The sequence below is a fragment of the Acinetobacter sp. WA-87 genome (genome assembly GCF_039938935.1).
GTDB lineage: Bacteria > Pseudomonadota > Gammaproteobacteria > Pseudomonadales > Moraxellaceae > Acinetobacter > Acinetobacter seifertii.
Genome location: NZ_JBDUVF010000007.1, coordinates 69495 through 96436, shown reverse-complemented (window position 1 = coordinate 96436; position 26942 = coordinate 69495). Strand labels below are relative to the sequence as shown.

At 40.2% G+C, this 26942-nt stretch carries 27 protein-coding genes; 21 read left to right on the top strand and 6 right to left on the bottom strand.

Translation table 11 applies throughout. The annotated features are described in order from the left end of the window. Positions 1-277 precede the first annotated feature (277 nt). From ABFY81_RS16965 to ABFY81_RS16950, 4 genes are all read left to right on the top strand, one after another. On the top strand, positions 278-412 hold the full coding sequence (locus ABFY81_RS16965) for a zinc ribbon-containing protein (RefSeq protein ID WP_001983336.1): 135 nt from the start codon (positions 278-280) through the stop codon (positions 410-412). A gap of 123 nt (positions 413-535) precedes the next feature. Beyond that, on the top strand, positions 536-1111 hold the full coding sequence (locus tag ABFY81_RS16960; protein ID WP_077169727.1) for a DUF4126 domain-containing protein: 576 nt from the start codon (positions 536-538) through the stop codon (positions 1109-1111). Between the two features lie 57 nt (positions 1112-1168). Next, positions 1169-1594 (top strand): hypothetical protein, encoded by a 426-nt coding sequence (locus ABFY81_RS16955; RefSeq protein ID WP_032041211.1) that lies wholly within the window; start codon positions 1169-1171, stop codon positions 1592-1594. Positions 1595-2097: 503 nt separating this feature from the next. Further along, entirely contained in the window at positions 2098-2598 is a 501-nt protein-coding gene (locus tag ABFY81_RS16950; protein ID WP_347914230.1) for an NUDIX domain-containing protein, read from the top strand. A 478-nt stretch (positions 2599-3076) separates the two neighbouring features. Here the strand turns inward: ABFY81_RS16950 and ABFY81_RS16945 are convergent, their stop codons facing one another. Both ABFY81_RS16945 and ABFY81_RS16940 read right to left on the bottom strand, forming a co-directional pair. Continuing rightward, the gene (locus tag ABFY81_RS16945; RefSeq protein WP_347914229.1) at positions 3077-3421 is read right to left on the bottom strand and encodes a hypothetical protein; all 345 of its coding nucleotides are present in this window, start codon (positions 3419-3421) and stop codon (positions 3077-3079) included. Between the two features lie 192 nt (positions 3422-3613). Continuing rightward, entirely contained in the window at positions 3614-3898 is a 285-nt protein-coding gene (locus ABFY81_RS16940; protein WP_347914228.1) for a hypothetical protein, read from the bottom strand. A 677-nt stretch (positions 3899-4575) separates the two neighbouring features. Here ABFY81_RS16940 and ABFY81_RS16935 point away from each other — a divergent pair. Continuing rightward, a complete protein-coding gene (locus ABFY81_RS16935) occupies positions 4576-5805 on the top strand; it encodes a beta-ketoacyl synthase N-terminal-like domain-containing protein (RefSeq protein WP_347914227.1) in 1230 nt (409 codons plus the stop codon). Positions 5806-5934: 129 nt separating this feature from the next. Further along, positions 5935-6408, top strand: a complete 474-nt coding sequence (locus ABFY81_RS16930) for a DUF4844 domain-containing protein (protein ID WP_347914226.1) — start codon at positions 5935-5937, stop codon at positions 6406-6408. A 312-nt stretch (positions 6409-6720) separates the two neighbouring features. Here ABFY81_RS16930 and ABFY81_RS16925 read toward each other — a convergent pair whose 3' ends face one another. Continuing rightward, the gene (locus tag ABFY81_RS16925) at positions 6721-7422 is read right to left on the bottom strand and encodes an SDR family NAD(P)-dependent oxidoreductase (RefSeq protein ID WP_347914225.1); all 702 of its coding nucleotides are present in this window, start codon (positions 7420-7422) and stop codon (positions 6721-6723) included. Between the two features lie 316 nt (positions 7423-7738). On the opposite strand from ABFY81_RS16925, the gene ABFY81_RS16920 reads away from it, so the two are divergent. The 7 genes from ABFY81_RS16920 to ABFY81_RS16890 all read left to right on the top strand — a co-directional run bounded on the left by ABFY81_RS16920 (position 7739) and on the right by ABFY81_RS16890 (position 13181). Further along, positions 7739-8323 (top strand): TetR/AcrR family transcriptional regulator, encoded by a 585-nt coding sequence (locus ABFY81_RS16920; RefSeq protein ID WP_347914224.1) that lies wholly within the window; start codon positions 7739-7741, stop codon positions 8321-8323. A gap of 197 nt (positions 8324-8520) precedes the next feature. Further along, a complete protein-coding gene (locus ABFY81_RS16915) occupies positions 8521-9720 on the top strand; it encodes an MFS transporter (protein ID WP_347914223.1) in 1200 nt (399 codons plus the stop codon). A gap of 488 nt (positions 9721-10208) precedes the next feature. Then, complete coding sequence (locus tag ABFY81_RS16910) at positions 10209-10712, top strand: DUF2867 domain-containing protein (protein WP_347914222.1); 504 nt, start codon at positions 10209-10211, stop codon at positions 10710-10712. An 80-nt stretch (positions 10713-10792) separates the two neighbouring features. Then, positions 10793-11494, top strand: coding sequence for a DUF1003 domain-containing protein (locus tag ABFY81_RS16905; RefSeq protein ID WP_139344676.1), 702 nt, complete (start codon positions 10793-10795; stop codon positions 11492-11494). 110 nt (positions 11495-11604) lie between these two features. Beyond that, positions 11605-12270 carry an RluA family pseudouridine synthase gene (locus ABFY81_RS16900; RefSeq protein ID WP_347914221.1) on the top strand — a complete coding sequence of 222 codons (666 nt, stop codon included), beginning with the start codon at positions 11605-11607 and terminating at the stop codon, positions 12268-12270. Between the two features lie 127 nt (positions 12271-12397). Then, on the top strand, positions 12398-12778 hold the full coding sequence (locus tag ABFY81_RS16895; protein ID WP_004706008.1) for a ribonuclease E inhibitor RraB: 381 nt from the start codon (positions 12398-12400) through the stop codon (positions 12776-12778). A gap of 25 nt (positions 12779-12803) precedes the next feature. Beyond that, positions 12804-13181 carry a nuclear transport factor 2 family protein gene (locus tag ABFY81_RS16890; protein WP_347914220.1) on the top strand — a complete coding sequence of 126 codons (378 nt, stop codon included), beginning with the start codon at positions 12804-12806 and terminating at the stop codon, positions 13179-13181. 42 nt (positions 13182-13223) lie between these two features. Here ABFY81_RS16890 and ABFY81_RS16885 read toward each other — a convergent pair whose 3' ends face one another. Beyond that, on the bottom strand, positions 13224-15323 hold the full coding sequence (locus ABFY81_RS16885) for a TonB-dependent siderophore receptor (protein ID WP_347914219.1): 2100 nt from the start codon (positions 15321-15323) through the stop codon (positions 13224-13226). A gap of 74 nt (positions 15324-15397) precedes the next feature. On the opposite strand from ABFY81_RS16885, the gene ABFY81_RS16880 reads away from it, so the two are divergent. Further along, complete coding sequence (locus ABFY81_RS16880; protein WP_347914218.1) at positions 15398-16543, top strand: heparan-alpha-glucosaminide N-acetyltransferase domain-containing protein; 1146 nt, start codon at positions 15398-15400, stop codon at positions 16541-16543. Between the two features lie 39 nt (positions 16544-16582). Here ABFY81_RS16880 and ABFY81_RS16875 read toward each other — a convergent pair whose 3' ends face one another. Further along, positions 16583-17050, bottom strand: coding sequence for an Lrp/AsnC ligand binding domain-containing protein (locus ABFY81_RS16875; RefSeq protein ID WP_001247568.1), 468 nt, complete (start codon positions 17048-17050; stop codon positions 16583-16585). 136 nt (positions 17051-17186) lie between these two features. Between ABFY81_RS16875 and ABFY81_RS16870 the strand changes: the two genes are divergently transcribed. The 5 genes from ABFY81_RS16870 (at position 17187) to ABFY81_RS16850 (ending at position 23352) form a co-directional block, all read left to right on the top strand. Continuing rightward, on the top strand, positions 17187-18452 hold the full coding sequence (locus tag ABFY81_RS16870) for a D-amino acid dehydrogenase (RefSeq protein ID WP_336032194.1): 1266 nt from the start codon (positions 17187-17189) through the stop codon (positions 18450-18452). Between the two features lie 21 nt (positions 18453-18473). Further along, positions 18474-19577, top strand: a complete 1104-nt coding sequence (gene alr, locus ABFY81_RS16865) for an alanine racemase (RefSeq protein ID WP_077164378.1) — start codon at positions 18474-18476, stop codon at positions 19575-19577. A gap of 10 nt (positions 19578-19587) precedes the next feature. Further along, positions 19588-19947 (top strand): RidA family protein, encoded by a 360-nt coding sequence (locus ABFY81_RS16860; protein ID WP_049064657.1) that lies wholly within the window; start codon positions 19588-19590, stop codon positions 19945-19947. 162 nt (positions 19948-20109) lie between these two features. Next, positions 20110-21549, top strand: coding sequence for an amino acid permease (locus ABFY81_RS16855; RefSeq protein ID WP_347914217.1), 1440 nt, complete (start codon positions 20110-20112; stop codon positions 21547-21549). Between the two features lie 378 nt (positions 21550-21927). Continuing rightward, complete coding sequence (locus ABFY81_RS16850) at positions 21928-23352, top strand: amino acid permease (RefSeq protein WP_081409944.1); 1425 nt, start codon at positions 21928-21930, stop codon at positions 23350-23352. A gap of 62 nt (positions 23353-23414) precedes the next feature. On the opposite strand, the gene ABFY81_RS16845 is transcribed toward ABFY81_RS16850, so the two are convergent. Beyond that, entirely contained in the window at positions 23415-24296 is an 882-nt protein-coding gene (locus ABFY81_RS16845; protein WP_032010330.1) for a LysR family transcriptional regulator, read from the bottom strand. Between the two features lie 165 nt (positions 24297-24461). Between ABFY81_RS16845 and ABFY81_RS16840 the strand changes: the two genes are divergently transcribed. Both ABFY81_RS16840 and mmsB read left to right on the top strand, forming a co-directional pair. Then, positions 24462-25979, top strand: coding sequence for a CoA-acylating methylmalonate-semialdehyde dehydrogenase (locus ABFY81_RS16840; protein ID WP_212512047.1), 1518 nt, complete (start codon positions 24462-24464; stop codon positions 25977-25979). A gap of 11 nt (positions 25980-25990) precedes the next feature. Next, positions 25991-26881 carry a 3-hydroxyisobutyrate dehydrogenase gene (gene mmsB, locus ABFY81_RS16835; protein ID WP_347914216.1) on the top strand — a complete coding sequence of 297 codons (891 nt, stop codon included), beginning with the start codon at positions 25991-25993 and terminating at the stop codon, positions 26879-26881. The last annotated feature ends 61 nt before the right edge of the window (positions 26882-26942 follow it).

The following is a 26942-nucleotide window of genomic DNA, read 5'->3' as shown; positions in this document are numbered from 1 at the left end:
GGTTGCTAGATATGACTCCTGTCGTATCTCACGCTCCTAGTGCATGAACCTATTATTGTTGTTTTGTGTTCCGGAACATCCTGTTCCTGTATGACTTCATATTAGAAAAAAGCAGGGAGTCGCCAATCCGCTAAATCCCTAAAAGTTTGTAAGATAAATCGTACAAATAACATTTTTTGCATTTATGCCATCATCATCGGGCGAAATGGACAATTGACATTCACTTTAAGTGGGTTATATTCCTGTTTAATATATATACGATTATAGGAATGTAATCATGGTAACAGCTGGCGAAAAACCCGGAACAGGCTTCTATTTCTGTGCTCAGTGCGGACACAGAGTGTTTTTAGAAATTAACACAGACCCTTTACCACCTTGCACTAAATGCTACTGCACGCAATTTAAACGTTAAGAATGAAATAATATTTACGTTCGCATTTAACAAAAAGCCCTGTCACCTGATGGGGCTTTTTGTTAGTTTAAAAAATAAGACTTACATAACAAGACCCGTGATGGGCATGAAAAGGAAACCGTTATGGAAACAATATTGGGTTTATGTATTGGTGTGGGCCTGAGCGCTGCCTGCGGTTTTCGGGTGTTTGTGCCGCTACTGGTCATGAGCATTGCCACCATGATGGGATGGTTTGAGCCATCGAAAGGTTTTGAGTGGTTAGCTCTGCCATCGGTGTGTTTGGCTTTAAGCGTGGCAACGGTATGTGAAATAGCAGCTTACTATATACCGTGGGTGGATAACGCCTTGGACACAGTCGCAACCCCTGCGGCGATGATCGCGGGTACGTTAACGACAATGGCGGTCAGTAGTGGAGAAATGTCTCAGTTTGCCAGTTGGGCAGCAGCGATTATTGTGGGCGGTGGTACGGCAGGTGTGGTGCAAATGAGTACCGTCGCTGCACGTGGTGTTTCAACTGCAACCACGGGTGGTTTAGGAAATTTTGTCGTTGCGACAGGTGAGTGGATTGGAGCAATCTTACTTTCGGTTTCTGCCATGTTAGTGCCTGCGCTTGTGGCAATAGTGGTGCTGATTGCAGTTATTTGGGTGGTGCGTTGGATTCGCCATAAAAAGCAAGAACAGGCGCATAGTCCTTTGTAACTAAGGAAATATATTAAATTCAGAGAATATCAGTACATTTGCAAAAGAATAATCAAAATGACTTTAAAAACACATATTGAATTTCGTTCAGATCATTTCCCCCGTGTTCCTAATGAAATTGGTCAAGAAGAACATATTTGGGGATACAGACTAGCTCAGTATTTATCAAATAGATTAATTGATTCTGGCTTTGATGTATCAGATTTTATAAAAGAAGACTGGGGATATTTGATCCCTTTAAAGAATGATGAATTTAAAGATATTTGGATTGGATGTAACCATTACGCGGAGTTTGATAATGGATTTTTAGTGTTTATAAATCCTTTTAATCCTATTGTTCGGAAAGGATTTTTTAAGAAAATAGATATATCCGATAAAATAAATCAAATTAGTCAGGCACTTGAGATGATCTTAATGAATGACCCTTTAATTTATGCTCAGCGTTGGTGGTTAGACGAAGATATGAAACTAATTACCAGATAAATTTTAGACCATAAAAAAAGCCCGACATCCTGTCGGGCTTTCTTGTATTTGATGATTAGATATGACTCCTGTCGTATCTCACGCTCCTGGTGATTGAACGTATTATTGTTGTTTTGTGTTCCGGAACATCCTGTTCCTGTATGACTTCATATTAGGAAAAAAGTAGGGTGTCGCCAATCCGCAAAAACCTTAAAAGCTTGTAAGAGAAATCTTACATTGAGGAATGATCTAGCCGTTTAAACCCTAATATATTCCCAATATTCAGACATAAAAAAAGCCCGACATCCTGTCGGGCTTTCTTGTATTTGGTGATTAGATATGACTCCTGTCGTATCTCACGTCCTGATGCATGAACCTATTATTGTTGTTTTGTGTTCCGGAACATCCTGTTCCTATATGACTTCATATTAGGAAAAAAGAAGGGAGTCGCCAATCCGCAAAAACCTTAAAAGTTTGTAGGATAAAACGTACAGAGAGAAATGATTTAACTTTTCAAAGTGAATATGAATAATAGCCATCTTGTTGCTTTAAGAAAAAATCAAATGCGTATTAGAAAATCTTCAAGACTATTGGTTATTAATGAAAATCATCAAATCCTATTATTTCAATTCACTCATACAAGTGATGCCTTAGCTGGACAATCCCACTGGGCAACCGTAGGCGGAGGACTGGAAGAAGGCGAAACCTTCGAGCAAGCAGCTTGCCGCGAACTTTATGAAGAGTTAGGTGTAGTTAGACAAAATGTAGGTACTCATGTTGCAACACGCAATTTTGAAATGATGCTACCAAGTGCGGAAGTTGTGACTTCTGATGAAAGACTCTTTATTGTTTTTATTAAAAATGAAGAAGTGAAAACATCGAACTGGACTGAACAAGAAAAGCTTGTGATTAATAAAAGTCGGTGGTGGACGCTTGATGAACTAAGACAAACTGACGAAATTGTTTATCCAAACAACATTCCTAATATTCTTATAGATAGTCTGCCAGAAGTTTTTAAACCCTAAATATTCAGATATAAAAAAAGCCCAACATCCTGTTGGGCTTTTTCGTATTTGGGTACTAGATATGACTCCTGTCGTATCTCACGATCCTGATGCATGAACCTATTGTTGTTGTTTTATGTTCCGGAACATCCTGTTCCTGTATGAGTTCATAATAGGAAAAAAGTAGGGTGTCGCCAATCCGCAAAAACCTTAAAAGCTTGTAAGAGAAATCTTACATTGAAGAATGATTCAATCCGTTTAGTCCCTAAAACTTCTCAATATTCAGATATAAAAAAAGCCCAACATCCTGTTGGGCTTTTTCGTATTTGGGTACTAGATATGACTCCTGTCGTATCTCACGATCCTGATGCTTGAACGTATTATTGTTGTTTTATGTTCCGGAACATCCTGTTCCTGTATGACTTCATATTAAGAAAAAAGAGGGGTGTCGCCAATCCGCAAAAACCTTAAAAGTTTGTAGGATAAAACGTACAAGCTACTATTCGTCTTGAGGTAAAGGCCAAAGAATATCTTTGTTTTGCTTGAATTTTTTGTACCAATATTGGCTTATAAGCGCTTTGTCATCTCTATTGAAATGATAAACGAATATATCTAAAGCTTCATTTAAGTCGAGGTCATAGCGAAACGTGGCAGTAGCTAAATGATCTTGTATTTCATATAACTGATTAAATATAGGCAAAGAATCTTCATAAGCTAACAATTGAATTTGTTGAAGAAGTTCTTTTATTTGAAGCTCATACGCATCTAAAACTCTTGCCAGATCAATCCTTACATCTCTATAGGTGATAAGTCTTTGCTCAAATTCATCCCATGTGTAGTTCATTCTAATAAATGTTCAAAAGTTGAATGTAAGCACAGCATAACTTGATTAGTTATAAAGTTGATGCGATTTTTAAAAATGCTAATTCGGCAAATCAAACAACTTAGGCCTCTGTGCCACAACAGACTTTAATTTTTTGCGCTGATTTAAAGTAAAACACCATTGCGACACAGAGATAAAGAGCTAAGCCAACGCTTAGCCCAGACTACTTTTGTCACAACGTTGCATGACGCTGAAAAAAGTAGGGGCAAAGTCCCGTGGGAGAACAGGACTTTGCAAACTGACATATTCAAGGCGCTGCATGAGCTTGGGGGTATAAACTTGCTCAAGTCGCTGGTAAATGCAGTCACAACTCGACTCGCTATGCCCACCCGACAGGCAAATTTTTTCAAACTCCTGATGAGTCTCTGGGTCGTAAACCGAAACGCCGTAGCTACCAACTATGAAACTTAAAGCCAAAAGCGGTTTATAAATTTTCATATTATTCTCATGATTATTTATGCGTATAACTAAAATAAAAATATAATGATTTTGAGATTTAAAATAATTTTTTAAATAATAATTAATCCTCCTAAAAGCACAGGAAAATAAAATAATTAAAATTTTAAAATAAAAATAATTTATAAATTTAAAAAAATAAGGCGTAAAAACCTAAATTTTAAATCGATAAAATAGTTAAATAAGAGAGAAAATGAGTTTGAAAAGTGTCATGGTCAACTCCTTAAAAAATGGAGTCCTACCACCAGATTACCGCGAATTAATTAGGGTGGTAGAACGAAAGGGGGTTAGCAGACTGGCCTCGTAGAACCAGCACGCGCGGGGCGTCCCCCTCCCGTCCTACCGCAAAGAAAAGGGGACGCAAGGGTCTAACGACTTATAGTAGAACTATAATCCGCCACGAGGTTACGGTCTGCTAAAACCGTCTGGCAATGTAGGCCAGCAACGAGATAATAATCGGTGATTTTAAATACGTCAATTTAATATTTAAAATATTTTTGATTTAATAATAAAACTAAATAGATTTTAAAATAAAAATATTATTATTAACTTTTTATTTATATTCGATGAGAAAAAATAATAAATATAGAAATATTTTGCCAGTTCCAAAAAAGAACTTGGTTGTTAAGATCTATTTTTGTCGTTTTATAGAGATAAGAATGGAACGTGTTGTCATCACAGGTATGGGAATTAATTCTTGTATTGGAAATACATTAGAGACAGTAACCGAGTCCTTAAAAGCAGGCCGCTCTGGCATTCGCTATAACGATGTCTATGCAAAACTAAACTTTCGAAGTCACGTGAGCGCTACTGCCGAAATGGATTTTGAAAATATCAATCCAGAACTAAAAAAACACATGGGCGTTTGCGCGATGTATGCCTACAACTCGGCACTCGATGCGTTACAATACGCCAAGCTTGATGTAAATGACATTGCCAACAACTCAAAATATGGCGTGATTGGGGGAACAGGTGGCACTTCAACAGCATCTATCATCGACATGTTACATACCTTAAAAGAAAAAGGCGCAAGCGAAGTATCACCTTATTTAGCATCACGCTACCTCACCAGTACCATTAGCTCTAATCTATCGCGTGCTTTTAACTTAAAAGGTGTATCTCAATCGATCGCGAGTGCCTGTGCGACTTCAGCCGACGCAATCGGTTATGCATATCACCTTATTGCCGCTGGTAAACAAGACCTCATGCTGGCGGGTGGCGGCGAAGAAGACCATTGGTCGCAAACGGCAATATTTGATGCAATGGGCGCCTTATGCTCTAAATATAACGATGCACCAGAAACGGCTTCACGCCCATATTCAGTAGATAACGATGGTTTTGTGATCGCTGGCGGCGGTGGCATGGTGGTTTTGGAGTCTTTAAGCCATGCCCAAAAGCGCGGAGCAAAAATTTTGGCAGAAGTGGTTGGCTACGCTGCCAATAGCGATGGTGTCGATATGGTAGCCCCGAGCGGTGAAGGCGCGACCCGTTGCATCAAACTGGCACTCGCAGAAGCCAAACAAAACGGCTCTGACACCATCGACTATATCAACACGCATGGCACTTCAACACCAGCAGGAGACATTCCCGAACTATTGGCCATAGAGCGAGCTTTTGGCAGTGAAAAAGTCCCGCCACTCAGTTCGACAAAGTCCATGACTGGGCATAGTTTGGGGGCAGCAGGCGTACACGAAGCGATTTATTCTATTTTAATGCTGCAAAATAACTTTATTGCGCCGAGTATTAATATTACCGAACTGCGCGAAGAAGCTAAAAAGTTCGATATTGTTCAAACGAGCCGAGAAACCGAACTCAAAACAGTCATGAGTAATAGCTTTGGTTTTGGTGGGGTAAATACCTGTCTGGTTTTTAGAAAATGGGAAGGGTAATTTAAACTCGAAATATATATGGGCGTGAGAAAAAGAATAAAAGGTGGCCCATACAGTTTTATAAGTAATGGAAATTTATGGTTAAATTAGTTTATATTTACTGTCTTTAAATTAAAAATTAATAGAAAGATGAAAAAAATTTTAGTATTAGTCATGGTGATCTTAAGTTCACAAGTTTCTTGTGCTCAAAAAAGTGAGAATAAAACCGAAATGAGTATTAAAAATTCTAATTCTATTGTGATTCAACAATTAGAACAGTTTAAAACACAAGATCATTTCGCTGGAGATGGACAGCTATATACGGGTGTTCAAGAGCCTGCATTAGCTATAAGTTTAAATCGTCAAGTGGCTGATACTGCCCAAGCTTTTATTACTCTCTATCAACAAAAAAGTGAGCCAACCAAAGCAGAACTTTTACATGTCCTTGCTCATGGAATTAGCCAAATCGATCCTGATACGCTTGATACAGAAGATCGTGAGCAAGTCGCAACGACATATGAAAGTTTTCTCGATATTGTAGGCCTAGAAAGTTCCGAAGGAATTTTAAATAAATGGGTATACGGTGAAGCAATAGGTAAGTTATTAGAGCAGGATAAACATTAAGTTTTGACAACTGTAATTATGCGGACTGAGATACTATTTATTGTTCAGATAAAATGAATTCAGAACAGCTAATACAAGTATTTCAAACTAAAGTTGCTCGTAGTAAAAAATCAGGTAAAACGGCTGAAAAAATAGAGTTTTTACATAGATGAAAACTTTATAAAACCAAGCATTTGACCTTATATTCAGTCAAAGATAAAGAAGCGTATTTATACGCTTCTTCTATGCTTAAATTTGCTTTTCATCAACTATTAAAATCTTGCTACTAGCCAGATATAAAGTAGTCATTTCTATTCAATCATCAGACATAGTTTAAGCAGCTTGAATGGCTTCACCACAAAGAGAAACAGTCTCTTGTTTATGCTGGTGTAAGTACCAGAACTGATCCGCAACTGTTTCAGGATGTACCGTATAAGTTTTATCTTCGGCTTCAGGTCTGCCATCTACGAAACCGTTTACGATCACTTGGCTCACGTAAACATTTGAGTCAGCAAGACTATGAGCAAGCAAATTGGTGGCTTTATATTGAGCGGCAGCAGTAGTTGCTAACGATGAGTACTCTTTGGCAACCAAGTCGATGCCCACTGCATCGAAAGCAAAAATTCCATTTGTCGATAAAATGCTACCGTGGTTCTTTTCTAAATCACGTAAGCAAGCTTGCACCGTCGCAATATAGCTCGAAACACGAATATGAAAGCTTTTGGTGAGTTCTAGTGGAGGGGTTTTTAGGATATTGCCTTCAATATCATGGAAAGCATTCCAATGAATATTTTTAATCTCTCCTAATTGATCTTTAATGCGTTTAATTAGGTTTGGTATATCTTCAAGAACCGCTAAATCACATGTAAAAGCGTAAGCTTCAATACCTTGTGCTTTAAGTTCTAAAATGGCTTTTTCGAGTTTTTCAGCATTACGTGCCACTAAACCGATTTTATAGCCTTCTTTACCAAACTTATGTGCTACGGCTTTGGAAATACCTATTCCATAACCAAAAATTATAATATTGTTGTTCATTATAAAGTTCCAAAAAACCAATTATTTGGTTAGAAATAGTTTATAATATGTTTTTATAATGTATTCAAGCGAAAAAATTAAATCTATAAATAATGCAGAAAGAACAAGACAGAAATATGAAAAACACTCATCAATCAGTTTGGTTTGAATAGTCCAGATGGCGTAGCTTTTATTAAATATTTTTAATTTTATAAAAAATATAGAGTCGTCATTTTCACATTGCAGAAATGTTTACCTATCAAATAATTTTTTAGTTTGACTTCTTTATTAGCCTATTTTAAATTAATTGGAACGATCGTTCCTGTTAAGTGTGTTTATGCGAACCAAAGAATTTGAAACTGATGAAATTGCTGATGCTGCAATGCAGGTTTTTTGGCGTCGTGGTTATGCTGCAACTTCAGTTCAAGACTTGGTTGATGGTACGGGGCTATCTAGAAGTAGCCTTTACAGTACCTTTCAAAACAAACAGGGTCTTTATCAAAAAGCGTTACAGCGTTATGAACTTTTAACCACACTTAACAATGTGAAGCTGTTGTCTGGTTCAGGTTCACCAAAAGCACTGATTCGGCAATTACTGATAAATGTGGTTGAAGATGAGCTGAATGATTCAGAACATAAAGGCTGCCTCGTTGCAAATGCTTGTTTGGAACTGGCTGGGCATGATGAAGATGTCTCACAGTTCGTTGCAAGTAACCTACAGAAACTTCAACATGCTTTAGAGCGTTTATTAATTAAAGCTCAACAATCTGGTGAAATTACTTCTACCCAAAACCCACGTGCATTAGCAAGTTTCTTTCTAAACACTATGCAAGGTTTACGTGTTTTAGGGAAAGGCAGTCCACTTGAACAAAGAAAGCAATGTTTAATGGATGTAGTCGAGGTTGCTTTAAACGTTTTATAAAACTTATTTAAACCTTAACTATGCTTGAGTTGAATAGTTAAGGTTTTTATTTAACTTAAACTGGAATGATCATTCCAAAATAATGACTTTAGTTCACATGGAGAACAAATGTCTTCCCATCCTAACCTGATAAAACAAACATATAGCGATACAGAGCAGAGTAAGTACGCTTTAAAAGAATTTGAGAGTAAAGCTTTATGAATACTAAGAGTAATGAAACATCTCATCAGTTAGCTGATGAATTCTCTACTCAATTACCAATTTGGAAACTGTTGGCTTTTACAGTTGCAGGCTTTCTGACCATTATGACAGAAACCATGCCAGCAGGGCTTTTGCCTCAAATCAGTCAAGGTTTACATATTTCAGAAGCTTATGCAGGGCAGCTTATAGCAGTGTATGCCTTAGGTTCTGTTTTAGCGGCAATACCGCTGATTAGCCTTACCCGTAGTTGGAATCGGAGACCCTTATTACTCAGTGCTATTGCAGGGTTACTTGTATTTAACGCGATTACTGCCTTATCAAATGACTATACTCTGACTTTGATTGCTCGTTTTATTGCAGGGATGGCAGCGGGTGTTATTTGGGGGCTTTTAGCGGGTTATGTAAGACGTATGGTCTCTACATCGTATCAAGGACGAGCTTTAGCAATTGCTGGGGTTGGGCAACCCATTGCTTTATCAATAGGGGTTCCTTTGGGTGCATGGTTGGGAACATTGTTTGAGTGGCGTGGCGTGTTTTGGATCATGTCTTTATTGGCATTGATTTTATTTGTCTGGATTCGTTTTAGTATTCCTGATTTTGCAGGGCAGTCAGTGCAAAAAAGATTACCCATTTTAAAAGTTCTTTTAATGCCGGGCATTAGAGCCGTTTTAGCAGTCGTCTTCCTTTGGATATTGGCGCATAGCATTCTCTATACTTATATTTCACCATTTCTGGCCTCGACAGGACAAACATACAAAGTTGAGACTATCCTGTTTATATTCGGCATTTCTTCAATTGTCGGCATTCTCATTACAGGCATGTTTATCGATCGTTCATTAAGAAAAATAACGCTTTTAAGCTTATTTATCTTTGCTATCGCAACAGCGCTCTTGGGTGTTTATAGTTCTTCAAGTTTTGTTGTACTGGTGGGTGTTGTGTTATGGGGAGTTACTTTTGGTGGGGCTCCAACACTATTACAAACAGCTTTGGCAAATACTGCGGGTCACGAAGCAGATGTAGCGCAGTCTATGTTGGTCACGGTATTTAACCTTGCTATCGCATTTGGTGGAATGATTGGCGGAGGACTACTTGAAAGTTTTGGGGCAGCTTCTTTTCCATGGTTTATGCTGGCTTTTGCCGTGATCGGGTTATTTACCGTTTACCATGCTCGGAAACATGGTTTTATTTCTTCATAAAAGACTTTTGCCCTTCATCACTAAAAAATGAAGGGTAATTTACTTTTTATAGGCTGGTGCCTAATTGCTCAAAACAGTTAATGCTTTGGTAAAATAAACCGAAAAATACAAATAAAATGGAATTTAAATATAACTAGTTATTGGTAAATGGGAATAAATTCTTTTAAATTTGTCTAATGACGTAAAAATTCCCAAAAATATTAAAAATTAGCTTTTCTTAGAAAAACAATCCCGCAGGGTGCTGGCTAAACTATATCTCAAGGGTGTGATAGGGATCGAAAAGAGTAGCATGCACCAAAACGTATAACGTTAGTGTGTACTCACCCAAAAGGTCTCGATTCGGCTTAGGACGCTATAGATCAAAAGTTTATAGGCATAAGGTTCTAACTTACAAAGTTATAATTGTTGAAGTAAACCATAGATGTTTTCCCTTGACACCCTAAAAAATTCTCTATAATAAAAACGATACTTTACAAGAATATAATTTAATGAATAAGCCTTATCTTTCTGCTTTACCTAGCGACAGTCAAATCTCATCTCAATTGAACAATGCTTACTTCCACGACTCGTGGAGTATTGTGCTTGGTCAGCCCGACCTAAATGTATTTCAGCAGCTTATTAAGCTATTTCAACACACTCCAGCGTGGATAGAGTGGAGCATGAATATACGTAATAAAATTACTTCAAAAATTGGGCTTAAAGACTTAGGAAGTTTCAAACAGATTGATTCAAATAAAAAAGAAAATGAGTATGTCGCAGGTGACCGAATTGGAATTTTTACCTTACGGCAACGTACCGAAAATGAATTAGTGATTGGAGACGATGACAAGCACTTAAATGTGACTTTATCTGTTTATAAGAATGAAAAGACTCAAGTACTCACCATAACCACAGTAGTACATATTAAAAATTGGCTTGGAAGACTCTACATGGTTCCTGTGATTCCTGCACATCGAAAAATAGTGCCAGCAACTTTACAAATATTGGGTTAAAGCATTCTTTTTATTTACGATGTTGTCGCCTGAAATCACCTATATAATATCTCTATGATCATAATTGCGAGCTGTATAAAATGGAGAATAAAAACCAGTGTCGCCAATGCGCCGTATGCGGAAAGAATTTCCCGTTAAAGGATCTGGTTTCGGGTGAAGTTATTCGGAATGTGATTAGTGAGGAAATTATTCAAGATCATCCGGATTGGTCTTTCTCAAGCTTTATTTGTCGAGCAGATCTGGCAGATTATCGAATTAAATACGTTCAATCACTATTACGTTCCGAAAAAGGCGAGTTAACTAATTTAGAAAACGAAGTGATTGGTAGCATGCAACGCCATGAGCTGATTAGCCGAAATACCGAATCCGACTTCGATCAAAAATGGACGTTTGGGGAAAAACTGGCAGATAAGATCGCGACATTTGGTGGTAGTTGGGCTTTCCTGATTTGCTTTGCTATTTTCCTAATTGCTTGGATTATTCTAAATACAGTGGTGATGGTGGTACGTCCTGTCGACCCTTATCCATTTATTTTACTTAATCTGGTTTTGTCATGCTTAGCGGCAATTCAGGCGCCTATTATTATGATGAGTCAAAACCGTCAAGAAGCCAAAGACCGTTTGCGCTCTCAACACGACTATCAAATTAATTTAAAAGCCGAGCTTGAGATTCGTCATTTACATGAAAAAATGGACCATCTTTTATCGCATCAATGGGAAAGGCTTGCGCATATTCAAGAAATTCAGCTCGATCTTTTAGCTGAAATGAATAAAAAGCGATAAAGATTTTTCGAGTTTCACGTGGAACATGATGATAGCTTATAGATTGTTTTGCGGTCGGTCTGAAATTTCTTTATGATTTGCCGCCATGCTCCATTGCTGTTTCTACGACCATGCCTTTAAACGACAACTTTGTTTACGCTCCACCACAAGATCCGCTTTCAATTTTATTTGAAGATGACGATTTAATTGTGGTTGATAAACCTGCGGGATTGTTGTCTGTGATGGGTCGCTTACCTGAGCATCATGACAGTGCTTATTTAAGGGTGCTAGAAAAGTTCCCTTTGGCTAAAGTAACGCATCGTTTAGATATGGCAACGTCGGGCCTACTTATGTTTGCCAAGCACCGTGATGCAGAAGTTGCGGTAAGTAAAATGTTTCAGGCCAGAACAGTCAAAAAACATTATATTGCGTTGGTGCAAGGCCAAGTCACAGAAGAGGGCAGTGTTGAAGTTCCGCTCATTACTGACTGGGAAAATCGCCCAAGACAAATTGTACATTTTGAACTAGGCAAACATGCTAAAACCTTGTTTCAGCCTCTCACCTATGACGAGAAAACAGATCAAACGCGAGTATTACTTGAACCAGTCACAGGCCGTTCGCACCAGCTCCGTGTGCACATGATGCACATTGGACACCCGATTATGGGGGACAAGTTATATCATCCTGAACCTAAACGTTTTCATTTAAGCCGTATGGCTTTACATGCTGCCTATCTGGCTTTTCAGCATCCATTGAAAGGCACGGATCTAGTCATTCAATCACAAGTGCCTTTTTAAAATTTACATACAATTAAAAATTCAATTTGATGCAATTGGGAACGGAATATATACCCAAACTGCAATAAAAGTCGGGTATTCTAAGTCCGAATAATATTAATACTGCGACAACAACAAGGATCACTTTATGACTCGTGACTACGAACAATTTCCAGATGACGATAACGGCAATGTACTTTGGCAAATGGCTGAAGATGGGGATGATTTAACCGAGCTGCATGAAATTGAATTTTCTATTGCATTTCAAGATCAAAAAAATGCAGAGCAATGTGCACTCTATTTACTTTACCAAGAACAAAAAGTTTCACTTTTCCAAGATGACTCTGTTGAGCCGAATGAGTGGGTAATTACCATCTTCGTCAACATGGAACCTGAGTATTCAGATATTGTTGATTTAGAACAATGGTTTGCCAGCATCGCTGAAAAATTTCAAGGCGAATATGACGGATGGGGCTGTATGGCCTATGTCTTTGAAGAAGAAAGTGAAGAAGACGACCTCTTACAATAAGGTCTAAAAAGAGTAGGAGATACTCATGAACTTATCTCAAAAACAAATTGCGGTACGGTTTTTAGAACTTGCCGCAGCAGGTGAAGTTGATGAAGCCTACAGCAATTACACTGCGCCTAACTTCAAGCATCACAACCCTTATTATGCGGGTGATGCAACTTCGTTGAAGGAAGGTATGCGTGAAAGCGCGGCTGAAAATCCCAACAAAGTCTTTGATGTTCAACATGTCATTGAAGAGGGCGATTTGGTTGCTGTGCATTCAAAACTTGAAATGCAAATGAATGGGTTAACTACCTTGGCTGTGGTGCATATTTGTCGTTTTGAAAATGGAAAAATTGCTGAGTTTTGGGATATTGGCCAAGTACAGCCCGACCCACTCGTCAATGAGAATGGCATGTTCTAATAAAAAGCCCGAAATAATTCGGGCTTTTTATTTATGTATGAATTAAAACTTCCACTGTGCCGAAATTGAAGCGTTGAGTGGTTCCCCCGGTTGAACCCATAAATCGCTATAGCTTGAGACATAGTAGGTTTTATCAAACAGGTTGTTTACGTTCAGCTGATAGCGTAAGCGGTCAGATGGGGCATAGTAGCCATTTAAATTGACCAGCGTATAGCTTGGTAAATTAAACCCATTATCCAGATTATGTCCGCTACGCTCGCCCACATAGGTAAGATTGGCACCTACGCCTGCTTTTCGTGGACCTTCTTGTAGAAACTCATAGTTAGTACTTACAGCGCCTTGGTGTTTTGGAACATTGCTTAGACGAGCGCCTTTTGCCAAGTCTTGGTCTTTTTCAATTTGAGCATCGGTATAGCTATAGTTGGCATTGACGAACCAACGGTCCGTGATTTGACTATTTAAGTCAAACTCAATTCCTTTACTACTCACTTCACCTGCTGCGGTTTGGAAGTCTTTGTTGACAGGATCTGTCGTCAGCACATTCTGCTTTTTCATTTTAAACAAAGCGAGACTCAGCACACTTTGGTCATTCATTTTATATTTGGTACCGACCTCATAGCTTTCACCTTTTTCCGGAGCAAAAGTCTGACTATTTCGGTTCATACCACTATTCATGGCAAATGAGCGACCATAGTTGGTATAAAACGCCCATTGGTCAGAGGCTTTAAAATTTACTCCGAAACGTGGACTATTTTGATGAAGTGTCTGATTGTTTTCGGTTTGTTCTATATGGTTTTTAAAGTCTTGCTCGACCTGATCAAAACGGTTACCAAATAGCACACTCCATTGATCATTGAAAAAAATCTGATCTTGAATATTGAGTGCAAAATAGCGTTGGCGCTCTTTAGTGTTGGTAAATGGAGCTAAGCTAGGTAAATATTTACCATATTCAGGTTGGTAAATATCAATAGTATTCACTGTAGTGGGAGAGTTTGAATCATGGTTCCGACGCAGTTGATATTGTTTATAGTCGAGTTGACCAAGCTCGGTCGAAAGTAAAATTTCATGGCGAGCCCAAGAGGTATCAACCTTGCCAAGTAACTCTGTCTGAGCCAGCACATCTTCACTTGTATAATCACGATAGCGACGTTGACGTTCTAAAGTACGTCCATCGGCTTGCATACGTCGAGGTTCGGTCGCAAAGCCGACCATTTTGGCGTCTTTATAGCTGACAGCACTATTTAGTTTCCAGTCAGGGTTAAATTCGTGACTCAGACGTAATTGGTAAAAGTAATCTTTTATTTTCAAATCGCCATCGTCTGGTTCACCTGTAAAGGTTTTCGGGTCCATCACAAACTGGTGATTGACTGTACTTACACCACGGTCAAAGGTTCCTTTGTGCTCTGTAAATTCACTGTCAAAGTCGAGTTGTGTCTGGTCTGAAATTTTCCATGTGAGCTGCGGTGAAAAGAACCAGCGTTCACTACTGACATGATCACGGAAGCTTTGATTATCTTCATGAGCCACGGCTACGCGATAGGCCAGTTCATCGTTAATAGGCGCGGTATGCTCCAGACTAATTCGATATTGTTCTTGAGTATTGGCACGTAGGTTAACTTCACTTTCGCTTTCCCACTGTGGTTTTTTACTGTTGAGGTTAAGCAAACCACCTGTTTCGCCGCGGCCATATAGCGCAGCCATCGGTCCTTTTAAAAACTCTAAAGATTCAATATTCACGACATCTTTTGGAGCGCTAATCCCTCGGTTGACACTCAAGCCGTTACGGATCATAGAAGCACCTAAATTGGGATCGGTACTAAAACCACGGAAAGAGTAGTTATCCCAAAAGCCGCCACCAAAACTGTTTTGATGAAAAACCCCACTCACCAAGCTTAATGCGTCATCAATCCGTTGAACGTCTTGTTGTTCCATCATTTGTTTTGAAACATAAGCACGGTTAAAAGGGACATCTAAAACATCGTGAGAAAATTTAGTCGCTGAGCTATTTTGGCTCATACCTTCTTGGGTACTTTCAGCCTGAACGTGTATGGTCTCAAGTACTGTTGAGGTTTCGTCTCCCCAAGAGAATGTTGATATAAAAGATAACCCTAATGAAGACAACAATCCTAATTTGTGTTGCATAAATAATCAGCCATGAAAGACAAAAGAACTATAATGTAATAGTATAACGTTACATTATTTTGTTTATTACCGCTATGCCTATAGAAAAAAATATTGAACGTTTACAGTCGATTGATGCATTGCGTGGTTTGGTGATCATCATTATGTTGCTCGACCATGTAAGAGAAACTTTCTATTTACATAAACAAGTTACCGATCCAATGGACGTAACAGTAACAGAACCAGCATTATTTGGCAGTCGATTATTGGCACATATTTGCGCTCCGGTTTTTGTACTTTTAACCGGTATTTCTGCATTTTTATTTCAATCAAAAAAACAGGACTTACAACAAACGCGTGCATTTCTATTAAAACGCGGCTTATTTTTAATTGTGTTAGAGCTTACCCTTGTGAATTTTGCATGGACAGCGACTTTTCCACCTGAAGTCATTTACTTACAGGTGATTTGGGCGATCGGTATTAGTATGGTGGTGCTGGCTTGCTGTATAAGTTTGCCTTTGCCAGTTCTTGCTGGTGTAGCGTTAGTCATTATTTTTGGACACAACTTATTAGATTCAGTACATTTCTCTCAAGGCATCTTACAAAATATATGGTTTGTTTTACATGACCGTGGTTGGATTGAGTTTGCGGGTATTAAGCTTCGTACAAGTTACCCTGTTTTACCTTGGATAGGGGTAATTTTATTGGGCTACGTTTTAGGTCAGTTCTTTAGTTCAAAATATACAGCAAAGCAAAGAGGCCGTGCTTTACTCAGCCTTGGTTTAGCAAATATTGGGCTATTTGTTTTATTGCGTTTTATCAACGTCTATGGTGACCAACCGTGGCAGCATTTTGAGTCATTACAACTGAGCCTTATGAGCTTTCTTAATCTCACCAAATATCCACCGTCTTTGTTATTTATTTTGCTAAATGTTGGAATTGGCTTGATTATGCTCGTTGCTTTTGAACGTATGCAGCAATACTCATTTTTAAAACCATTGGTCGTGTTTGGTTCGGTGCCGATGTTCTTTTATTTATTACACTTATATGTGCTGAAACTCATGTATGTGTTTGCACTCAGTGTGTGGGGAACCAACTACGGAAACTATTTGTCGGTCAACCATGTGTGGATGCTGTGGCTAATTACGATTGCGCTGTCTTTTGCGCTCTATCCAGCAGTTAAATGGTTCTCGAAGTTCAAACATCAAAACAAGCATATCTCGATTTTAAAATATTTCTAATTTTCAAACGTGAGTAAAGCGAGTTCAAGAATGCTCGCTTTATTTACTCACATCTAGATACAGAGTTTCTTTGACTTCTTCCATGACCACATAACTGTGTGACGATGCCGAAGCGGGAAGTTTCTTTAATAGATCTCCCAATAAGCGGCGGTATGCGCTCATTTCCTTTAAGCGCGCTTTTACAAGGTAGTCAAACTCACCTGAAATAAGATGACATTCGAGTACTTCAGGAATCTCAACTAAGTCTCTAGCCACCTGATCAAATACATCGCCTGATTTGGCAGATAACTTAATTTCTAAAAAAACGAGCAGGTTACGGTCCACATAGGCGGGGTTTAGACGGGCGTAATAACCCATGATAATGCCATCGCGTTCAAGGCGTTTTACACGCTCTGAACAGGGGGTGGTCGATAGGTTGACTCTCGATGCCAATTCACTAATCGCAATTCGTCCTTCACGCTGCAAAATGTCCAGAATCATGCGATCTATACGATCTAGGGGGCGCATAGATATTTCCTCTTTTTTTAAAATTCTCGTGAGAAAAACATAAATTTACCTAGATTATAGTCTGAAAAACAGTGAAATAAACTATTGAAGCAGAAATATACTAGTGAAATAAACTGGTGTGCGTGAGGGAATGGAAATGCGCGTAATTGTTTTAGGTAGCGGCGTTATCGGAGTGGCAAGTGCCTATTATCTAGCTCAACAAGGAGCTGAGGTCACTGTTCTTGATCGCCAGTCAGGTCCTGCTGAAGAAACAAGTTTTGGTAATGCAGGTCAAATTTCGCCTGGGTATTCGACTCCTTGGGCAGCACCAGGAATTCCTTTTAAAGCTGTGAAATGGATGTTCCAACACCATGCACCGCTTGCGATTAATTTAGATGGCAGCATGTGGCAGTTACAGTGGATGGCGCAAATGCTAAAAAACTGTAATCCGCAAAGTTATGCTGTGAACAAAGAACGTATGATGCGCGTGGCTGAATACAGCCGTGACTGCTTACGTGAACTTAGAAAAGATACGGGCATTAACTACGAAAACCGTGCAAAAGGCACGTTGCAGTTATTCCGTAAAGAAGCGCAAATGGAAGCGGTTCAACGCGACATTAGCGTGCTACAAGAGTGCGGTGTAAGCTACGAATTATTAAATGGCAACGAACTTGGTCGTGTAGAACCAGCTTTGGCAAATACGCAAGATAAACTCGTTGGTGGTTTACATTTACCAAATGACGAGACAGGTGACTGTTATTTATTTACCAATGCTTTAGCTCAAATTGCTAAAGAGTTAGGTGTTAACTTCCAGTTCAACCAGAACGTAGAAAAATTGATTGTTGAAGGCGATGAAATTAAGGGCGTTCAGGTCAATGGTAAGGTCTTAACCGCAGATCGTTATGTTTTAGCGTTTGGTAGCTATTCACGTGATTTCTTGAAACCACTCGATCTACAGTTACCTGTATATCCTGTGAAAGGTTATTCGTTGACGATTCCAATTGTTGACCCAGCTTTTGCTCCGCAATCTACGGTGCTTGATGAAACCTACAAAATTGCGATTACGCGTTTCGACCAACGTATTCGCGTAGGTGGTATGGCTGAGTTAAGTGGTTTCAATTTAGGTCTGAACGAAGACCGCCGTGCAACCTTGCAAATGGTGACTCAGGACTTGTTCCCGGGCGGCGATATGGCACAGGCGTCTTTCTGGACGGGTCTACGTCCAATGACACCAGACAGCACTCCAATTATTGGAGCGACTCGCTTTAAAAATCTGTTCTTGAATACAGGTCACGGTACTTTAGGCTGGACCATGGCATGTGGTTCAGGAAAATTAATCAGTGACATCGTATTGAATCATAAGACTGATATCAGTACCGATGGCCTTTCAATTCAGCGTTATTCACACGCACATGCTGCATAACGGACGTTAGGAAAGTAAATCATGCCTCGTCCTATTACCGCAGTCATCCACCGTCAAGCCTTACAAAATAACTTGGCGGTGGTACGCAAGGCCATGCCAAACAGTAAGGTCTTTGCCGTTGTAAAAGCCAATGCTTATGGACACGGCATTGAACGTGTTTATGAAGCATTTAAAGCAGCAGATGGCTTTGCCTTACTTGATCTTGATGAGGCAAAACGAATTCGTGCTCTAGGTTGGACAGGTCCAATTTTATTGCTCGAAGGAGTTTTTTCTCCTCAAGATTTATTTGATTGTGTGCAGTATCAGCTTAGTTTCACCATTCATAGTGAAGCGCAAATCGAGTGGGTAGAAAAGCATCCTTATGCGGCCCAATTTGATGTTTTTTTGAAAATGAACAGTGGAATGAACCGTCTTGGTTTTAAACCACAGCACTATGTTCAGGCTTGGGAACGTTTAAACAACTTGGCGAACGTATCCAAGATTACGCACATGATGCATTTTTCAGATGCAGATGGTGATCGTTTCGGCCAGCAAGGTATTGATTATCAAATCAATGCTTTTGAAGAAATTGTAAAAGATTTACCGGGTGAAAGATCGGTAAGTAATAGTGCGGCAATTCTGCGTTATCAAGACCAGCTCAAATCAGATTATGCCCGTAGCGGCATCATGCTCTATGGCAGCTCGCCAGATTACCCGACCCATAGTATTGCGGATTGGGGCTTACAACCGACCATGAGCTTACGCAGTGAAATTATTTCCGTTCAGCATTTAGAACCGAATGAAAGCGTCGGTTATGGCTCAAACTTTGTGGCAGAGCAACCCATGACGATTGGGATTGTCGCTTGCGGCTATGCCGATGGTTATCAGCGTATTTCACCCACAGGCACGCCTGTTTTAGTGGACTCTGTCCGCACTCGTACAATTGGCCGTGTCAGCATGGACATGTTGGCAGTCGATTTAACGGGCATTGAGAGTGCCAAAGTCGGCAGTGAAGTTGTACTTTGGGGCCAATCAAGTACAGGCGTCGTTTTACCTATTGATGATGTCGCAGTTTCATCCGGTACGGTGGGCTATGAACTGATGTGTGCCGTCACTGCCCGTGTTCAATTTATTAATCAGGTATAAGGAAATCCGAATGTCTAATTCAGATATACAAAAGATTAACACTAACGAAGTCATGAGCGCCGTGACTGTTTTTAACAAAGTGGTTTATTTGTCAGGTCAGGTACCTAAAAATACCGAGCAAGACGTGGCAGGCCAAACTCGTGAAATTCTTGCAACGATTGATGAACTTTTGGCACTTGCTGATACCGATAAATCTCGCTTGCTCTCTGCGCAGCTCTATTTAAAAAATCTTTCTGACTTTTCAACCGTAAATGCAATTTGGGTTGACTGGTTAAAAGGGTGTGTTGCTCCATCGCGTGCCACAATTCAGGCCGATTTGGTCAATCCAAATTGGTTAATTGAAATTGCCGTGACGGCAGCACAAAAGTAATTCATTTTTACTCCAAAAATGATGATGTATCTAACAGAAGGAAGATAGATACGGTTTATCCAGTCATTTTTTGGTGAACAGATTCAGTGACCTATGGCATACGGTTCGATTTTCGCCATAGGTTGCTGATCTTAACAAAGGAATTCAAAAAGGAATTTTAATATGACAACGGCTCGTCATTCAGATGCAGAAAATTCTCCTGATCATCTGCAACGAAAACTGTCTAACCGTCATTTACAACTGATTGCTATTGGCGGTGCAATTGGAACCGGCCTATTTATGGGCTCGGGTAAAACAATCTCCCTCGCAGGTCCTTCAATCCTTTTGATCTATATGATTATTGGAGGCATGTTCTTTTTCTTAATGCGTGCAATGGGTGAGTTACTCCTTGCAAATCTGCATTACAAATCTTTTGTTGATATGGCTCATGACCTGATTGGTCCTTGGGCGGGTTATTATTTGGGTTGGACCTATTGGTTAGGTTGGGTGCTGGTGGGTATTGCGGATCTTTCAGCAGTCATTAACTATTTGAGCTTCTGGTTGCCCGATGGAGCAAGCTTCTCTCCAACACAACAAGCCATGATTAGTGCAGGCTGTGTATTGTTTGTGATGGGGCTTAATCTACTGACAGTACGCCTATTTGGTGAAATTGAATTTTGGTTTGCACTGATTAAGATTTTGGCCATTATTGGCCTGATTGGAGTGGGTGGCTATATGATTTTCAGCCATTTCCAAGCTCCGCAAGGCGCTATTGCAAGCATTAGTAATGTTTGGTCACACGGCGGTTTATTCCCGAAAGGTACAGAAGGCTTCTTGGCAGGATTCCAGATTGCCGTGTTTGCTTTTGTCGGGGTGGAACTGGTAGGTACAACGGCTGCTGAAACCAAAGACCCAGAAAAGAATTTACCGAAAGCAATTAACGCGATTCCTGTACGTATTATTCTGTTCTATGTGTTGGCACTATTTATTGTGATGTCAGTAACACCTTGGGATCACATTCGTGCAGATAAAAGCCCGTTTGTTGAGTTATTCTTAAATGCGGGTATTCCAGTTTCAGCGATCATCATGAACTTGGTGGTACTGTCTTCAGTGATGTCTTCAATGAACAGCGGTGTGTTTTCAACCAGTCGTATGCTTTTTGGTCTATCAAAAGACGGTCAGGCACCGGGTGCATTTGGGCGTTTATCAAAACGTGCCGTACCTTCAAATGGTTTGATTTTCTCATGTATTTTCATTATGGGTGGGGCAGTGCTTCAGTACTTTGTTCCAAACACCATGGAAGCATTTACTTTAGCAAGTTCACTGTGTGTGATTCTATTCATTAGTGTCTGGAGTCTCATTATGGTGTGCTATTTACGCTATCGTAAATTACGTCCTGAATTACATGAAAAATCGACTTTCAAAATGCCGGGTGGCGTTTGGATGAGTTATGTGGTTTTGGCATTCATGCTTTTTACTTTGGTTATCTTGGCGCTAGAGCCAGATACTTTAAAAGCTTTATATGTCAGCCCAGTATGGTTAGTCATTTTAGGTGTTACCTATCATATGTTGTACAAACCACGTATGAAAAAGCTAGGACGTGAACTCGTTAACGATCATTAAGTTTTATTAAAAAGCCAATCAATCATGATTGGCTTTTTTTATTTTCATCAGTTTTTTTATCGGAATAATGTTGTTTATTTTTGAATCAATAGCACAGTTTAGAGGGGGGTAGAAAAGCGACATCTTGTATTACCGCATGCTACACTCCGGCTAATCTGGAGAATCCAGATATGTTAATTAAAATTGCCGTGAAGGCAGTACATAAATAATGTGACTTAAAAAAACAGGACAAACGATTTATCAATTAAGGAAAAAATATACTTGAACATCTTGTCCTGAGGTATAGACTCAGCAACCCACGATATACGGTTCGTTTTTCTCCCTATAGGTTGCTGATTTTAAGTTAAGCAAAATATAAAAAGGACTTCTAATATGACAATGGTTCATCATCCCGATGAGGCAAGCTCCCCTGATCATTTACAACGGAAATTAAATAATCGCCACTTACAAATGATTGCAATTGGCGGTGCAATTGGAACCGGCCTATTCATGGGCTCGGGCAAAACCATCTCCCTCGCAGGTCCTTCAATCCTCGTGATTTACATGATAATTGGTGGCATGTTCTTTTTTCTGATGCGCGCATTGGGTGAATTACTGCTTGCCAACTTACATTACAAATCATTTGTCGATATGGCATATGATTTGATTGGACCATGGGCTGGCTATTATATAGGCTGGACTTATTGGTTAGGCTGGGTACTGGTCGGTATTGCTGACTTGTCTGCGGTCATTAACTATTTAAGTTTCTGGCTGCCTGAAGGCGCCAGTTTCTCACCCATGCAACAAGCCATGATTAGTACAGGCTGTGTACTATTCATTTTGGGGCTTAACCTTCTTACGGTGAAGTTGTTTGGTGAAGTTGAATTTTGGTTCGCACTCATTAAGATCTTGGCCATTATTGGCCTGATTGGAGTCGGTGGCTACATGCTCCTTACTCATTTTCAAGCTCCGCATGGTGAGGTTGTGAGTGTAAGTAATGTGTGGTCGCATGGCGGCATATTTCCAAAAGGCGTAAGCGGATTTTTGGCAGGTTTCCAGATTGCTGTGTTTGCCTTTATTGGTGTTGAGCTGATTGGTACAACAGCTGCTGAAACCAAAGATCCAGAGAAAAATCTACCGAAGGCAATTAACGCGATTCCTGTACGTATTATTCTATTCTATGTGTTGGCACTCTTTGTGGTGATGTCAGTAACACCTTGGGATCACATTCGTGCAGATAAAAGCCCATTTGTTGAGTTGTTCTTAAATGCGGGTATTCCTGTTTCAGCCATCATCATGAACTTGGTGGTACTGTCTTCAGTGATGTCTTCAATGAACAGCGGTGTGTTTTCAACCAGTCGTATGCTGTTCGGTTTATCGAAAGATGGTCAGGCGCCAAGTGCATTGGGACGTTTATCAAAACGTGCTGTACCTTCAAATGGTTTGATTTTCTCATGTATTTTCATTATGGGTGGAGCAGTGCTTCAGTACTTTGTTCCAAACACCATGGAAGCATTTACTTTGGCAAGTTCACTCTGTGTGATTCTCTTTATTAGTGTATGGCTTCTGATCATGGCATGCTATTTACGTTACCGTAAGTTGAGTCCTGAGCTTCACGCAGCATCAACCTTTAAAATGCCGGGTGGGGTGTTGATGGCGTATGTTGTCATTGCATTCTTCTTGTTTACTTTAGTGATTTTGGCACTAGAGCCAGATACATTGAAAGCACTCTACGTTAGCCCAGTATGGTTAGTCGTTTTAAGCGTAACCTACTATGCGTTCTATAAGCCGCGTATGAAAAAACTAGGCCGAGAAGTCTTTTAATTATCCTTTCTCGATTTACCCAAAAAGCCAATCATGATTGATTGGCTTTTTTATTGAGATGTCTAATCAACCAGTAAGTGTTGATATTTATCGGCTTGTTTACGCAAATAATCCCAGACCAGTTTAATGCGTGGTTCGTGCTGTAAATCAACAAAGGTCAGCATCCAGAAGGTATGCGTGAAACGAACTTGCTGCTCTAACACCTCTTCGAGTTCAGGTTTATCGTCTGCTAAAAACTTGGGCAAAATTGCAAGACCTGCGCCTGCACTCACTGCAATTTGCTGGGCCAAAATACTGCTGCTACGAAAGTTAGCATTCAGCTTTAATGGGAGCCGTTCTAAACAGTACAGCTCAGGGCTATATACCAGATCATCAATATAATTTACAAAGCGATGCTGAGTTAAATCTTCTAAACCGCGAATCGGTGGGTTCTGCGCTAGATAGTTTTGGCTGCCATAAATTTTTAAACAGTAGTCTGACAAGCGGGTAATGATATAAGGGCCCGAGGTTGGGCGCTCAATCGACACGACAATGTCTGCCTCACGGTGGGAGAGTTTAATCATTTTTGGTACTGGAATCAGATCGATGGTCAGCAGTGGGTATTGAATAGAGAACTCAGCCAGTAAACGTGCTAAAAATGCAGTTCCAAAACCTTCAGGTGTGCCAATTCGCACACGACCTTGCAATGGTTGATGTGGTTTTTCAATTTGTAAGAAGGCTTGTTCCATTTGCTCAACTCGAGGAACAAGTGCCATGCCTTCGAGTGTCAGCTCATAGCCTGTTGCCTCACGCTTAAATAAGGTCGTACCCAAAGCAAGTTCTAGAGCCTGAATTCGTCTAGCCACCGTACTATGCTCGACACCGATAATACGTGCAGCATTGGTTAAGGTTTTAGTGCGAGCTAAAACCAGAAAAAACTGTAGATGATCCCAATCCACTTTCATTTTTGTTATTGTCCCTGTGCATATTTGCACAACAATCGTGCATGAATTTGCGTTGGTGGTCAAAGCTTTCTTTGTTAGTCTCAAATGAAACCTGAATAAAGAAAATACATAGATCAGTATTTTCTAATAACTGAACACAATAAAAATATGGCCTACGGAGAGGTTATGAACACAATCCAAAAAATCGAATTGGAAACCGCTAAGTTACTCATTAACGGACAGTTTATCGAATCTAAAACACAGGAATGGCAAGATATTATTAACCCCGCCACTCAGGAAGTGATTGGTCGCGTACCATTTGCAACGGTTCAAGAAGTTGACGCTGCTATTCAAGCTGCACAAGATGCTTTTGCTTCTTGGCGTCAAACTCCAATTCAGGCACGTATGCGTATCATGCTTAAGCTGCAAGATTTAATCCGTGCCAACATGAAGGAAATTGCACAAGTACTAACGGCGGAACAAGGCAAAACCTTGGCAGATGCTGAAGGCGATATTCAACGTGGTCTAGAAGTAGTGGAACATGCGTGTTCGATCGGCACTTTGCAAATGGGTGAATATGTCGAAGGCGTAGCGCGTGGTGTAGATACGTATACCTTGCAACAACCTTTGGGTGTCTGTGCTGGTATTACGCCATTTAATTTCCCTGCCATGATTCCACTTTGGATGTTCCCAATGGCAATTGTGTGCGGTAATACCTTCGTTTTAAAACCATCAGAACAAGACCCGTTATCAACCATGATGCTGGTTGAACTTGCGATTCAAGCAGGTATTCCAGCAGGTGTCTTAAACGTTGTGCATGGCGGCAAAGAAGTGGTTGACCGTTTGTGTACCCATAAAGACATTAAAGCGATTTCATTTGTGGGTTCAACTGCGGTTGGCACACATGTTTATAACCTTGCAGGGCAACATGGCAAACGCGTGCAGTCGATGATGGGCGCAAAAAACCATGTAGTTGTGATGCCAGATGCCAATAAAGAACAAACGCTAAATGCCTTGGTGGGTGCAGCATTTGGTGCAGCAGGGCAACGCTGTATGGCATTGTCGGTTGCAGTCATGGTTGGCGACAGCAAACAATGGATTCAAGAGTTAGTTGAAAAAGCGAAAACCTTAAAAGTAAACGCAGGCCATGAGCCAAATACTGACATTGGCCCAGTCATTTCAAAACGTGCCAAAGCGCGTGTAATTGACTTGATTAATAGCGGTGTTGAGCAAGGTGCAGAACTTCTGCTTGATGGTCGCAATGTGCAAGTGCAAGGTTATGAGTCGGGCAACTTTGTAGGTGCAACGATTTTTAGTGGCGTAAATACCGACATGCGTATTTATAAAGAAGAAATCTTTGGTCCGGTACTTTCTATTATTTGTGTTGACACACTTGATGAAGCGATTGCTTTGATCAATGCCAACCCATTTGGTAACGGTGTAGGTCTATTCACACAAAGTGGTGCCATTGCACGTACTTTCCAAAACTTAATTGATATTGGTCAAGTCGGTATCAACATTCCAATTCCTGTACCTGTACCGTTCTTTAGTTTTACTGGTTCAAGAGGTTCTAAACTCGGCGATTTGGGACCATACGGCAAACAGGCTGTCCAGTTCTATACCCAGACCAAAACTATTACCAGTCGCTGGTTTGAAGATAGCCATGAAGTTGGCGGTGTAAACACAACCATTAGTTTACGTTAAGGGGATCACGGATGAATATCGCCTTTATCGGTCTAGGAAATATGGGCGGCAAAATGGCCCATAACCTACTAAAAGCCGGAATCAAAGTTTATGGTTATGACCTCAGTGAAGTTGCTATTCAGCACTTCGCCGAGGCAGGTGGCATAGTCTGCGACAGCCCACAGGCAGCAGCAAAACAAGCTGATGTGGTCATTACCATGTTGCCTGCAGCAAAGCATGTGAAAGAAGTTTACTTGGGTGAAAATGGTGTATTGGAGGTGCTAAAAGCAGGCAGCTTATGCATTGATAGCAGTACCATTGACCCGCAAACCATTAAAGATATTTCGGCTGTTGCACATAGCAAAAATATTAAAATCTGTGATGCGCCAGTTTCAGGTGGAACCATTGGTGCTCAAGCGGGAACCTTAACCTTTATGGTAGGTGCCGATGACCAAACCTTTAACGAAGTAAAACCTGTACTTAGCCACATGGGCAAAAATATTGTTCATTGTGGTGATGTGGGTGCAGGTCAAATTGCCAAAATTTGCAATAACCTGATTTTAGGTATTTCAATGGCCGCGGTGGCCGAAGGTATGGCGCTGGGGGTGAAACTTGGCATTGATCCACAAGCATTGGCAGGCGTCATTAACACCTCAAGTGGTCGTTGCTGGAGTTCGGATGTATGTAACCCATGGCCGCATATTAATGAAAATGCGCCAGCATCTCGCGGCTATCAAGACGGCTTTGCGACTCAGCTGATGCTAAAAGATTTAGGACTCGCTGTAGAGGCTGCGGGCCAAGTCAAACAGCCAGTGGTATTAGGTGGCATGGTGCAACAGCTCTATCAGCAAATGTGTATGCGTGGTAATGCCAATCTCGATTTTTCGAGCATTATTCAACAATACCTGCCACAAGAGGCATAACGTTAAAGCCAAAGGATGGCTTTAAACCAATAAATCAAACCCTGTCGTGAATAACAACAAA

What these genes read in the sequence shown, in the direction of transcription:
- ABFY81_RS16885 (WP_347914219.1), bottom strand. Translation starts at nt 15,323, where the DNA reads ATGCAACACAAATTAGGATTGTTGTCTTCATTAGGGTTATCTTTTATA.
- ABFY81_RS16840 (WP_212512047.1), top strand. Translation starts at nt 24,462, where the DNA reads ATGAACACAATCCAAAAAATCGAATTGGAAACCGCTAAGTTACTCATT.
- ABFY81_RS16955 (WP_032041211.1), top strand. Translation starts at nt 1,169, where the DNA reads ATGACTTTAAAAACACATATTGAATTTCGTTCAGATCATTTCCCCCGT.
- ABFY81_RS16930 (WP_347914226.1), top strand. Translation starts at nt 5,935, where the DNA reads ATGAAAAAAATTTTAGTATTAGTCATGGTGATCTTAAGTTCACAAGTT.
- ABFY81_RS16855 (WP_347914217.1), top strand. Translation starts at nt 20,110, where the DNA reads ATGACAACGGCTCGTCATTCAGATGCAGAAAATTCTCCTGATCATCTG.
- ABFY81_RS16950 (WP_347914230.1), top strand. Translation starts at nt 2,098, where the DNA reads ATGAATAATAGCCATCTTGTTGCTTTAAGAAAAAATCAAATGCGTATT.
- ABFY81_RS16850 (WP_081409944.1), top strand. Translation starts at nt 21,928, where the DNA reads ATGGTTCATCATCCCGATGAGGCAAGCTCCCCTGATCATTTACAACGG.
- ABFY81_RS16935 (WP_347914227.1), top strand. Translation starts at nt 4,576, where the DNA reads ATGGAACGTGTTGTCATCACAGGTATGGGAATTAATTCTTGTATTGGA.
- ABFY81_RS16900 (WP_347914221.1), top strand. Translation starts at nt 11,605, where the DNA reads ATGCCTTTAAACGACAACTTTGTTTACGCTCCACCACAAGATCCGCTT.
- ABFY81_RS16925 (WP_347914225.1), bottom strand. Translation starts at nt 7,422, where the DNA reads ATGAACAACAATATTATAATTTTTGGTTATGGAATAGGTATTTCCAAA.
- ABFY81_RS16845 (WP_032010330.1), bottom strand. Translation starts at nt 24,296, where the DNA reads ATGAAAGTGGATTGGGATCATCTACAGTTTTTTCTGGTTTTAGCTCGC.
- ABFY81_RS16910 (WP_347914222.1), top strand. Translation starts at nt 10,209, where the DNA reads ATGAATAAGCCTTATCTTTCTGCTTTACCTAGCGACAGTCAAATCTCA.
- ABFY81_RS16860 (WP_049064657.1), top strand. Translation starts at nt 19,588, where the DNA reads ATGTCTAATTCAGATATACAAAAGATTAACACTAACGAAGTCATGAGC.
- ABFY81_RS16940 (WP_347914228.1), bottom strand. Translation starts at nt 3,898, where the DNA reads ATGAAAATTTATAAACCGCTTTTGGCTTTAAGTTTCATAGTTGGTAGC.
- ABFY81_RS16875 (WP_001247568.1), bottom strand. Translation starts at nt 17,050, where the DNA reads ATGCGCCCCCTAGATCGTATAGATCGCATGATTCTGGACATTTTGCAG.
- ABFY81_RS16920 (WP_347914224.1), top strand. Translation starts at nt 7,739, where the DNA reads ATGCGAACCAAAGAATTTGAAACTGATGAAATTGCTGATGCTGCAATG.
- ABFY81_RS16870 (WP_336032194.1), top strand. Translation starts at nt 17,187, where the DNA reads ATGCGCGTAATTGTTTTAGGTAGCGGCGTTATCGGAGTGGCAAGTGCC.
- ABFY81_RS16895 (WP_004706008.1), top strand. Translation starts at nt 12,398, where the DNA reads ATGACTCGTGACTACGAACAATTTCCAGATGACGATAACGGCAATGTA.
- alr (WP_077164378.1), top strand. Translation starts at nt 18,474, where the DNA reads ATGCCTCGTCCTATTACCGCAGTCATCCACCGTCAAGCCTTACAAAAT.
- mmsB (WP_347914216.1), top strand. Translation starts at nt 25,991, where the DNA reads ATGAATATCGCCTTTATCGGTCTAGGAAATATGGGCGGCAAAATGGCC.
- ABFY81_RS16915 (WP_347914223.1), top strand. Translation starts at nt 8,521, where the DNA reads ATGAATACTAAGAGTAATGAAACATCTCATCAGTTAGCTGATGAATTC.
- ABFY81_RS16965 (WP_001983336.1), top strand. Translation starts at nt 278, where the DNA reads ATGGTAACAGCTGGCGAAAAACCCGGAACAGGCTTCTATTTCTGTGCT.
- ABFY81_RS16880 (WP_347914218.1), top strand. Translation starts at nt 15,398, where the DNA reads ATGCCTATAGAAAAAAATATTGAACGTTTACAGTCGATTGATGCATTG.
- ABFY81_RS16960 (WP_077169727.1), top strand. Translation starts at nt 536, where the DNA reads ATGGAAACAATATTGGGTTTATGTATTGGTGTGGGCCTGAGCGCTGCC.
- ABFY81_RS16905 (WP_139344676.1), top strand. Translation starts at nt 10,793, where the DNA reads ATGGAGAATAAAAACCAGTGTCGCCAATGCGCCGTATGCGGAAAGAAT.
- ABFY81_RS16890 (WP_347914220.1), top strand. Translation starts at nt 12,804, where the DNA reads ATGAACTTATCTCAAAAACAAATTGCGGTACGGTTTTTAGAACTTGCC.
- ABFY81_RS16945 (WP_347914229.1), bottom strand. Translation starts at nt 3,421, where the DNA reads ATGAACTACACATGGGATGAATTTGAGCAAAGACTTATCACCTATAGA.